Source organism: Kitasatospora sp. NPDC059571, from assembly GCF_042735675.1.
Lineage (GTDB): Bacteria > Actinomycetota > Actinomycetes > Streptomycetales > Streptomycetaceae > Kitasatospora.
In genome coordinates, this window is sequence record NZ_JBHWBW010000301.1 from 1 (window position 1) to 9,628 (window position 9,628).

At 75.7% G+C, this 9,628-nt stretch carries 6 protein-coding genes and 1 pseudogene; 5 read left to right on the forward strand and 2 right to left on the reverse strand.

Going from position 1 to position 9,628, the window contains the following annotated elements; genetic code table 11:
- Positions 1 to 542, reverse strand: a pseudogene (locus ACFV0G_RS26935) (hypothetical protein); the annotation flags it as partial.
- A 49-nt stretch (positions 543 to 591) separates the two neighbouring features.
- The gene (locus ACFV0G_RS26940) at positions 592 to 1,908 is read right to left on the reverse strand and encodes an SWIM zinc finger family protein (protein ID WP_380553152.1); all 1,317 of its coding nucleotides are present in this window, start codon (positions 1,906 to 1,908) and stop codon (positions 592 to 594) included.
- 240 nt (positions 1,909 to 2,148) lie between these two features.
- On the opposite strand from ACFV0G_RS26940, the gene ACFV0G_RS26945 reads away from it, so the two are divergent.
- The 5 genes from ACFV0G_RS26945 (at position 2,149) to sucD (ending at position 9,596) form a co-directional block, all read left to right on the forward strand.
- On the forward strand, positions 2,149 to 3,255 hold the full coding sequence (locus tag ACFV0G_RS26945) for an AAA family ATPase (RefSeq protein ID WP_380553155.1): 1,107 nt from the start codon (positions 2,149 to 2,151) through the stop codon (positions 3,253 to 3,255).
- Positions 3,256 to 3,337: 82 nt separating this feature from the next.
- A complete protein-coding gene (locus ACFV0G_RS26950; RefSeq protein WP_380553159.1) occupies positions 3,338 to 5,764 on the forward strand; it encodes a DUF5682 family protein in 2,427 nt (808 codons plus the stop codon).
- Positions 5,765 to 5,931: 167 nt separating this feature from the next.
- The gene (locus ACFV0G_RS26955; protein WP_380553162.1) at positions 5,932 to 7,116 is read left to right on the forward strand and encodes a VWA domain-containing protein; all 1,185 of its coding nucleotides are present in this window, start codon (positions 5,932 to 5,934) and stop codon (positions 7,114 to 7,116) included.
- Positions 7,117 to 7,509: 393 nt separating this feature from the next.
- Complete coding sequence (sucC, locus tag ACFV0G_RS26960; RefSeq protein ID WP_380553165.1) at positions 7,510 to 8,685, forward strand: ADP-forming succinate--CoA ligase subunit beta; 1,176 nt, start codon at positions 7,510 to 7,512, stop codon at positions 8,683 to 8,685.
- Positions 8,686 to 8,702: 17 nt separating this feature from the next.
- Positions 8,703 to 9,596, forward strand: a complete 894-nt coding sequence (gene sucD, locus ACFV0G_RS26965) for a succinate--CoA ligase subunit alpha (protein ID WP_380553168.1) — start codon at positions 8,703 to 8,705, stop codon at positions 9,594 to 9,596.
- Positions 9,597 to 9,628: the final 32 nt, after the last annotated feature.

Consider the following 9,628-nt stretch of genomic DNA (forward strand, 5'->3'; position numbering starts at 1 on the left):
GGCGGGGGGGGGGGGGCGGGCGCGCGCCCGGGCGGGGGGGGCCCCCCGCCCCCCCGCGCCCCCCCCCCCCCCCCGCCCCGGCCCCCCGGGGGGGCGCGCCGCCCCGGCCCCCCGCGGGCGGTGTCCAGCAGCGCCGGGACGAGCGCGGGCGGCAGCCGGTAGCCGTACGCCCGGGCGGTGGCCAGCCACTGCGGGAGCAGCTCGGCGAGGTTGGCGATGCTGGTGTCCGGGCCGCGGCCGCCGAGCAGGAAGCCGAGCCGCCCGGCGGCGGCCTCGGGCAGGGCGGGCCGCCCGTCCGCGGGTGCCGGGGCGGGCAGTGCGGGGGCGGGATCGGGCCGCAGGCCGGCCCGCCGCCGGACGACGGCCAGTGCCGCGAGGTCCAGCAGGGCGGTGGCCGGGTCGGTGCGGTCGACGGCCTCGGCGGCCGCCCGGGCCGGGCCCGGACCGGCCGGGCCAGGCAGCGGCCGGCGGTCGGTGCCCAGCAGCGCGGTCGTCCGCAGGGCGGACCAGTCGTCGTGGGCGGTGGTGGTCGTGGCCGTCACGGCCTGCCTCCCGTCGGGTGGTGGTGCGGGTGGTGGACGGGGGTGCTGCTCACTGGCCCACCCCGATCGGGCGGCCGTCCGCGGCCCAGGCGGTCACCGGGACGAAGCCGCCGTGGCCGCACTCGCCGAAGACCGTCACCGGGTGGCCCGCGGAGGCGGCGGCGAGCCGCCACAGCGCCTGCTCGGGGACGGCGCCGCGCCGCAGTGCCAGTGCGGCCGTGCCGTCGGTGAGCTGCCAGCCGTCCGGCCCGAGCACCGGCACGACGTCACGGAGCACGCTCGGCCAGGACTCCGTCCACGGGTCGTCGGCGACCGCCTCGCCGTACCCGGCCAGGGCCTCGGCCGGGGTGAGCCCGGGCGGCGGGCCGTCCGCCGGTTGCGGGCCGCCGTACCGGGCGGAGCCGAGTGCGGCGCGCAGCGGGCGCGCCGCGGGGTGGAAGGCGAGGTCCGCCTCCAGCACCCGTCCGGTCGGCAGCGCCAGGTCGGGGGCCGAGCCGGCGTGGCCGAAGGAGAGCAGCAGTGCCGTCCGGCCGGTCTTGGCGCCGCGCAGCCAGATCCGCCGGGTGGTCAGGTCGTCGACCGTGTCGCGGCTGCCGAGGACGTACCAGCGGTCGCGGACGGTCGGCCCGGCCAGCACCTCCTCGGTGGAGGTGGTGAAGCCGACCCGGGTGCGGACGGTGGCGGCGAGCGGGGCCGGGAGCTCGTCGACCCGCCCGTACGCGCCGGCCAGCAGGTGCAGCAGGGCGTACTCCTCCAGCAGGGCGTCCTGCGGGGTGTGCGCCAGGGCGCGGGCGCGGCCGGCCAGCCCGGGGGCCTGGGCGTCGACCATCCGGGCGCCGACCTCCTCCCAGCCGGCGGCCGCGGAGGCGTGCTCCGCCAGGCCCCGGCGGACCTGGTCGGCGAGCCGCAGCCGCAGCTCGCGGGCGCCGCCGGCGACCCGGGCGGCCCGCTGCCCGGCCCGCCGCAGGGCGGCCGGGTCGTCCTTGGCGGCCTCCAGCCGGGCCTGCCGGCGGGCGGTCTGCTGCTCGGCGCTCTGCTGCCGCTTCGCCAGCCATTCGGCGACCCAGTCGGGCTGCGCGCCGGCCCCGGCGATAGCGGCGCCGCCGCTCCAGAGCAGGAGCAGGCCGAGCGCGTGCTTGCACGGGAACTTCCGGCTCGGGCAGGTGCAGCTGTAGGCGGGCCCGGTGAGGTCGACGCAGGCGCGGTACGGGGTGCGCCCGCTGCCCTTGCACTCGCCCCAGAGCGCGCCGTCGCCCAGGCCCGTCCCGGACCACGGCGCGGGCGCGGACAGCTTGCCGGCCGCCTTCTGCGACGCCTGGTCGGGCGCGAGCGACAGGACGTGTTCGGTGCTCCAGCGTTCCTCCATGCCCAGGACGCTAGAACGGGCCACTGACACCGGGGGCCGGTGATCTGACGACAGGTCACCGGCGGCCGACGCGTTGTCAGTGGCCCGGTGCATGGTGGTTCCAGCAGGCCGAAAGGGCGTACGAAACGCCGGGCCGGCCGTGGCGTGCCCGATGTCCGCGCACGGCGGCCCCTGCCATTTCCGATCCCCGACCCGTCCCCTGCCGCAGCCGTGCCCGGCGGCGGTACCCAGGAGCCGTAGATGACCACCGACACGATCACCCCTGCGAGTGAAGTTCTCCGCCTCCACGCCGAGGACGCCTTCGCCGCCGAGCTCGCCGCCCTCGCCGCCCACGACGACCGGCCCCGGCCCGCGCGCTGGCGCCTGTCGCCCTGGGCCGTCGCGACCTACCTGCTCGGCGGCGAACTGCCCGACGGCACCGTGATCACCCCGAAGTACATCGGCCCCCGCCGGGTCGTCGAGGTGGCCGTCACGACCCTGGCGACCGACCGCGCCCTGCTGCTGCTCGGCGTGCCCGGCACCGCCAAGACCTGGGTCTCCGAGCACCTCGCCGCGGCCGTCAGCGGCGACTCCACCCTGCTCGTCCAGGGCACCGCCGGCACGCCCGAGGAGGCCGTCCGCTACGGCTGGAACTACGCCCGGCTGCTCGCCGAGGGCCCCAGCCGCCGGGCCATGGTGCCCTCCCCGGTCATGCGGGCGATGGCCGACGGCAAGATCGCCCGCGTCGAGGAGCTCACCCGCATCCCCGCCGACGTGCAGGACAGCCTCATCACCATCCTGTCGGAGAAGACCCTCCCGGTGCCCGAGCTCGGCGACGAGACCCAGGCGGTGCGCGGCTTCAACCTGATCGCCACCGCCAACGACCGCGACCGCGGCGTCAACGACCTCTCCTCCGCCCTGCGCCGCCGCTTCAACACCGTGGTGCTGCCGCTGCCCGCGACCCTGGAGGAGGAGGTCGACATCGTCAGCCGCCGGGTCAACCAGCTCGGCCGCTCGCTCGACCTGCCGGAGCTGCCCGCCGGCGCCGACGAGATCCGACGCGTCGTCACCGTCTTCCGCGAGCTGCGCGCCGGCATCACCGACGACGGCCGCACCAAGGTCAAGACGCCCAGCGGCACGCTCTCCACCGCCGAGGCGATCTCCGTCCTGACCAACGGGCTCGCCCTCGCCACCCACTTCGGGGACGGCATGCTCCGCGCCTCGGACGTCGCCGCCGGGATCGTCGGCGCGGTGGTCCGCGACCCGGCCGCCGACCGCACGGTCTGGCACGAGTACGTCGAGGGCGTGCTCCGCGAGCGGGACGGCTGGAAGGACTTCTACCGCGCCGCCCGCGAGCACTCCCGCTGACCCGCCCCCCGTCCCTCCCCGGGCCGCCGCACCGTCCGCGGCCCGACTCCCACCGACCCGCCCGAGAGCGAGGTGCACGACCATGAGCGCTGAGGTCACCCTGCTCGGCGTCCGCCACCACGGCCCCGGCTCCGCCCGCGCGGTGGCCGCCGCCCTGGCCCGGCTGCGGCCCGACGCCGTGCTGATCGAGGGCCCGCCGGAGGCGGACGCGATCGTCGCCCTCGCCGGCGACAAGCAGATGAAGCCGCCGGTCGCCCTGCTCGCGCACGTCGTCGACGACCCGGCCAAGGCCGCGTTCTGGCCGTTCGCCGTCTTCTCGCCCGAGTGGGCGGCCATCCGGCACGCCGTCGACCACGACCTGCCCGTCCGCTTCATCGACCTGCCCGCGGCGCACACCCTCGCCCTGGGCGACGCCCCGCCGGGAGTGCCGGGGGGCACTTCCGGCGGGGGCCCGGAGGCGTCCGGCGACCCGATCGCCGCGCTCGCCGCGGCCGCCGGCCACGACGACCCCGAGCGCTGGTGGGAGGACGTCATCGAGCACCGCGCGCCCGGCGACGACGCCCTCGCCCCGTTCGCCGCCGTCGCGGAGGCGATGGCGGCGCTGCGCGAGGACGCCGCCGGGGCGGGCGCGCGGGCCGCCGCGGCCCGCCGCGACGATCTCCGTGAGGCGTACATGCGCCAGCAGATCCGGGCCGCCCGCCGGGCCGGCCACCGCCGGATCGCCGTGGTCTGCGGCGCCTGGCACGTCCCCGCCCTGCAGACCATGCCCACCGTCGCCCACGACCGGGCCCTGCTGGCCGGCCTGCCCCGGCTGCGCACCGAGATCACCTGGGTGCCGTGGACGCACCGCAGGCTCTCCCAGCACACCGGGTACGGCGCGGGCGTCGACTCGCCCGGCTGGTACCACCACCTCTTCACCAGCCCGGACCGGCCGATCACCCGCTGGATGACCGGCGTCGCCGAGCTCCTGCGCGCCGAGGACCACCCGGTCTCCTCCGCCCACGTCATCGAGGCGGTCCGGCTGGCCGACACGCTCGCCGCGATGCGCGGCCGCCCGCTGGCCGGCCTCGGCGAGACGCTCGACGCCGTCCGCGCCGTGCTGTGCGACGGCTCCGACGTCACCCTGGCCCTCGTCCACGAGCGGCTGGTGGTCGGCGACGCGCTCGGCGAGGTGCCCGAGGACGCCCCGGCCGTCCCGCTCCAGCGCGACCTCGCCAGGCTCCAGCGCACCCTGCGCCTCAAGCCGGAGGCCGCCGAGCGCGAGCTCGTCCTCGACCTCCGCAAGGACCTCGACGCCGGCCGCTCGCGGCTGCTGCACCGGCTGCGCCTGCTCGGCATCGGCTGGGGCACCCCCTCGCGGTCCGCCGTCCAGTCGACCGGCACCTTCCGCGAGACCTGGCGGCTGCGCTGGGAGCCGGAGTTCGCCGTCCGGGTGGTCGAGGCCGCGCACTGGGGCACCACCGTCGAGGACGCCGCGGCCGACCGCGCCGCCGACCGCGCCGCCGCCGCCGGGGACCTCGCCGACCTCACCGCCCTGGTCGAGCAGTGCCTGCTGGCCGGCCTCACCGGCGCCCTGCCCGCCGTGATGCGGATCCTCGCCGACCGGGCCGCGCTCGACACCGACGTCGCGCACCTGGCCGCCGCGCTGCCCGCGCTGGTCCGCGCCCTGCGCTACGGCGACGTCCGGGCCACCGACGGCAGCGCCCTGGAGGGCGTCGCCCGCGGCCTCGCCGAGCGCATCAGCGTCGGCCTGCCGCCCGCCTGCACCGGCCTCGACGCGGACGGCGCCGCCGCCATGCGCGCCCACCTCGACGCCGTGCACACCGCCGTCGGCCTGCTCTCGCCGCGGCACCCGGCCGCCACCGGGCCGGACACCGCGGCCGCCCCCGGTGCGCCCGGCGACGACCCGGCCGACCGCTGGGCCGGGGCGCTGCGCGCGCTGGCCGCCCGCGAGCCCTCGGCCGGCCCGGCCACCGGCGCACCGGGCCTGCTGCGCGGCCGCGCCGTACGGCTGCTGCTCGACGACGCCCGCCTGGACTCGGACGAGGCGGGCCGCCGGATGGGCCTGGTGCTCTCCCGGGCGGGCGCCCCGGCCGACGCGGCCGGCTGGATCGAGGGCTTCCTGGCCGGGGGAGGGGCGCTGCTGCTGCACGACGCCCGCCTGCTCGGCCTGCTCGACGACTGGCTGACCGGCGTCCCGGGCGATGTCCTGGTGGACCTGCTGCCGGTGCTCCGGCGCACGTTCTCCGCGATGGAGGCGGGGGTGCGCCGCACCATCGGCGAGCGCGCCGCGGCCGGCCCGCTCGGCCGGGCCGACACCGCCGCGGCCGGCGATCCGGTCCTCCTCGACGAGGCCCGGGCGGACGCCGCGCTGCCGGTGCTCGCGCTGCTGCTGGGCCTGCCGGCTGCGGCCGCCGGGCCGGTCGCCGGTCCCGCCGCCGCGCCGGTCCCCGGCCCGTCCCCGACCTTGGGGCTGATCCCGCGTCAACCCGACCGCCGCATCGGCTGACCGGCGCCGATCCACCGCCCGCAGCCTGCCCGCGGTTCTCCCGCAGGCCGCCCGGTGCCCGCCCGGCGCTGTCAGTCCCCTCTGTTTGTATCGACCGTGCCAGCAGCGGTGGTGACAGGGCGTCACCACCGCCGGGCCGCCGTCCGCCCGACACCCGAGGAGCCCCCGTGACCGAGACCACCGCCGCGCCGGACGAGGCCGCCGAGCGCCTGCGCCGCTGGCGCCTGGTGCTGGGCGGCGATGCGGACGGCACCGGCTGCCGTCTCGCCGGGCGCGACGCCGCCATGGACGGAGCCCTCGCGGCCCTGTACCGCGGGACCGACGGCGAGAGCGGCCGCTCCGGCGCCCGCAGCGCCGGCCTCGGCGGCTCCGCCCCGCAGGTCGCCCGCTGGCTGGGCGACATCCGCACCTACTTCCCCACCACCGTCGTCCAGCTGATGCAGCAGGACGCGATCGCCCGGCTGGGCCTGGACCGCCTCCTGCTGGAGCCGGAGATGCTGGAGGCCGTCGAGCCGGACGTCCACCTGGTCGGCACCCTGCTCTCGCTCAGGAGCGCACTGCCGGAGACCACCCGGGAGACCGCCCGCGCCGTGGTCGGCAAGGTGGTGGCGCAGCTGGAGCGGCGGCTCGCCGACCGCACCAGGGCGACCCTGGGCGGCGCGCTGGACCGCAGCGCCCGGGTCAACCGCCCCCGCCACCGCGACATCGACTGGGGCCGCACGATCCGCGCCAACCTCGCGAACTACCTGCCCGACGCCGGGCCGGACGGCCGTGGCACCGTGGTGCCCGAGCGCCTGGTCGGCTACGCCCGGGCGCAGCGCGCGGTGAAGAAGGACGTCATCCTCTGCATCGACCAGTCGGGGTCGATGGCGGCCTCGGTGGTGCACTCGGCGGTGTTCGGCGCGGTGCTGGCGTCGATGCGCAGCCTGGACACCCGGCTGGTGGTCTTCGACACCTCCGTGGTCGACCTGACCGAGCAGCTCACCGACCCGGTGGACGTCCTGTTCGCCACCCGGCTGGGCGGCGGTACGGACATCAACCGCGCGCTCGCGTACTGCCAGTCGCGGATCACCCGGCCGTCGGAGACGATCGTGGTGCTGATCAGCGACCTCTACGAGGGCGGCATCCGCAACGAGATGCTCAAGCGGGTGGCGGCGATGAAGGCGGCGGGAGTCCAGTTCATCGCGCTGCTCGCGCTCTCCGACGAGGGGGCCCCGGCGTACGACCACGCGCACGCCGCCGCCCTGGCCGCGCTCGGCGCCCCGGCCTTCGCCTGCACGCCGGACGTCTTCCCGGAGATCATGGCCGCCGCGATCGAGAAGCGCCCGCTCCCGGTGCCGGCCGCGGGGTGAGTCACGGCGAGGGTCACGGCGTGGGGCAAGGGGTGGGCGCCGGGCGCGGGCACGGCGCCGACCACCGGCATCACTCGAACGGGTGAGCCGTCCGGAGACCTCACCGGGCCGGCCCGTCCGCGGTGAGCCGCTGGTCCGACATGCTCGGGTACACCCGTTGTGACGGTTCTCACCAAACCGGACGCGGTCCCGGGCGAAACACGCCCGGCCTCCGGGGATAACCTGCCAGACGGACGTGACGCGCGTGTTGATTGACGATGCGCCCGGGGCAACGTGGGCCGCAAGGCCAGCTCTCTGCGTACCCGCGCAGCTCCGACGAAATCCGCAGCGAAGATCCTGCCGTGGCACGCTCGAAGAGACACAATCCGCGACCACGAACAAGGACGAACACACGTGGACCTGTTCGAGTACCAGGCGAGGGACCTCTTCGCCAAGCACGGTGTACCCGTGCTTGACGGCGATGTCATCGAGACCCCCGAGGCCGCCCGCGAGATCGCGGAGCGCTTCGGCGGCCGCGCCGTCGTCAAGGCTCAGGTGAAGGTCGGCGGCCGAGGCAAGGCCGGTGGCGTGAAGCTCGCCGCCGACCCGGAGGATGCCGTCGCCAAGGCCGGGGCGATCCTCGGCATGGACATCAAGGGTCACACCGTCCACAAGGTGATGCTGGCCCAGACCGCGGACATCAAGGACGAGTACTACGTCTCGTTCCTGCTGGACCGTACGAACCGCACCTTCCTGGCGATGGCCAGCGTGGAGGGCGGTGTCGAGATCGAGGTCGTGGCCGAGGAGAACCCGGACGCGCTCGCGAAGATCCCGGTCGACGCCAACGAGGGCTGCACCCCCGAGAAGGCCGCGGAGATCGTCGCCGCCGCCAAGTTCCCGGCCGAGGTCGCGGACCAGGTCGCCGAGGTCCTCCAGAAGCTCTGGAAGGTCTTCATCGCCGAGGACGCCCTCCTCGTCGAGGTCAACCCGCTGATCAAGTCCGGCGACGGCAAGATCATCGCGCTCGACGGCAAGGTCTCCCTGGACGAGAACGCCGAGTTCCGCCAGCCGGAGCACGAGGCGCTCGAGGACAAGGCCGCCGCGAACCCGCTGGAGGCCGCGGCCAAGGCCAAGGGCCTCAACTACGTCAAGCTCGACGGCGAGGTCGGCATCATCGGCAACGGCGCGGGTCTCGTCATGAGCACCCTCGACGTGGTCGCCTACGCCGGTGAGAACCACGGCGGCGTCAAGCCCGCCAACTTCCTCGACATCGGCGGCGGCGCCTCCGCCGAGGTCATGGCGAACGGCCTGGAGATCATCCTGGGCGACACCGACGTCAAGTCGGTCTTCGTCAACGTCTTCGGCGGCATCACCGCCTGTGACGCGGTCGCCAACGGCATCGTGCAGGCCCTGGCCCTCCTCGAGGAGAAGGGCGAGGCCGTCAGCAAGCCCCTCGTCGTCCGCCTGGACGGCAACAACGCCGAGCTGGGTCGCAAGATCCTGACCGACGCCAACCACCCGCTGGTCCAGCAGGTGGACACCATGGACGGTGCGGCCGACCGCGCCGCCGAGCTGGCCAACGCGAAGTAAGGAAGGGGACTCTCACCATGGCTATCTTCCTTACCAAGGACAGCAAGGTCATCGTTCAGGGCATGACCGGCTCCGAGGGCATGAAGCACACCCGCCGCATGCTCGCCTCCGGCACCCAGATCGTCGGCGGCGTGAACCCGCGCAAGGCCGGCACCACGGTCGACGTCGACGGCACCGAGGTGCCCGTCTTCGGCACCGTCGCCGAGGCCATGGAGAAGACCGGTGCCGACGTCACCGTCATCTTCGTGCCGCCGAAGTTCACCAAGGACGCCGTCGTCGAGGCGATCGACGCCGAGATCGGCCTCGCGGTCGTCATCACCGAGGGTGTGCCGGTCCACGACTCGGCCGCCTTCTGGGCGTACGCCGGTGCCAAGGGCTCCAAGACCCAGATCATCGGCCCGAACTGCCCCGGCCTGATCTCCCCCGGACAGTCGAACGCGGGCATCATCCCCGCCGACATCACCGGCCCGGGCAAGATCGGCCTGGTCTCGAAGTCCGGCACCCTGACCTACCAGCTCATGTACGAGCTGCGTGACCTGGGCTTCTCCTCGGCCGTGGGCATCGGTGGCGACCCCGTCATCGGCACCACCCACATCGACGCCCTCAAGGCGTTCCAGGAGGACCCGGAGACCGAGGTCATCGTGATGATCGGTGAGATCGGCGGCGACGCCGAGGAGCGTGCCGCGGCGTTCATCGCCGAGCACGTCACCAAGCCGGTCGTCGGCTACGTCGCGGGCTTCACCGCGCCCGAGGGCAAGACCATGGGCCACGCCGGCGCCATCGTCTCCGGCTCCTCCGGCACCGCCCAGGCGAAGAAGGAGGCCCTGGAGGCCGCCGGCGTCAAGGTCGGCAAGACGCCGTCCGAGACCGCCCGCCTGGCTCGCGAGCTCTACGCGTCGCTCGCCAAGTAGTCACCGTGCGCGAGGGCGCCGCGGACGATTCG

Coding starts and splice junctions, on each gene's coding strand:
- ACFV0G_RS26945 (WP_380553155.1), top strand. CDS start 2,149: ATGACCACCGACACGATCACCCCTGCGAGTGAAGTTCTCCGCCTCCAC.
- ACFV0G_RS26950 (WP_380553159.1), top strand. CDS start 3,338: ATGAGCGCTGAGGTCACCCTGCTCGGCGTCCGCCACCACGGCCCCGGC.
- sucD (WP_380553168.1), top strand. CDS start 8,703: ATGGCTATCTTCCTTACCAAGGACAGCAAGGTCATCGTTCAGGGCATG.
- ACFV0G_RS26940 (WP_380553152.1), bottom strand. CDS start 1,908: ATGGAGGAACGCTGGAGCACCGAACACGTCCTGTCGCTCGCGCCCGAC.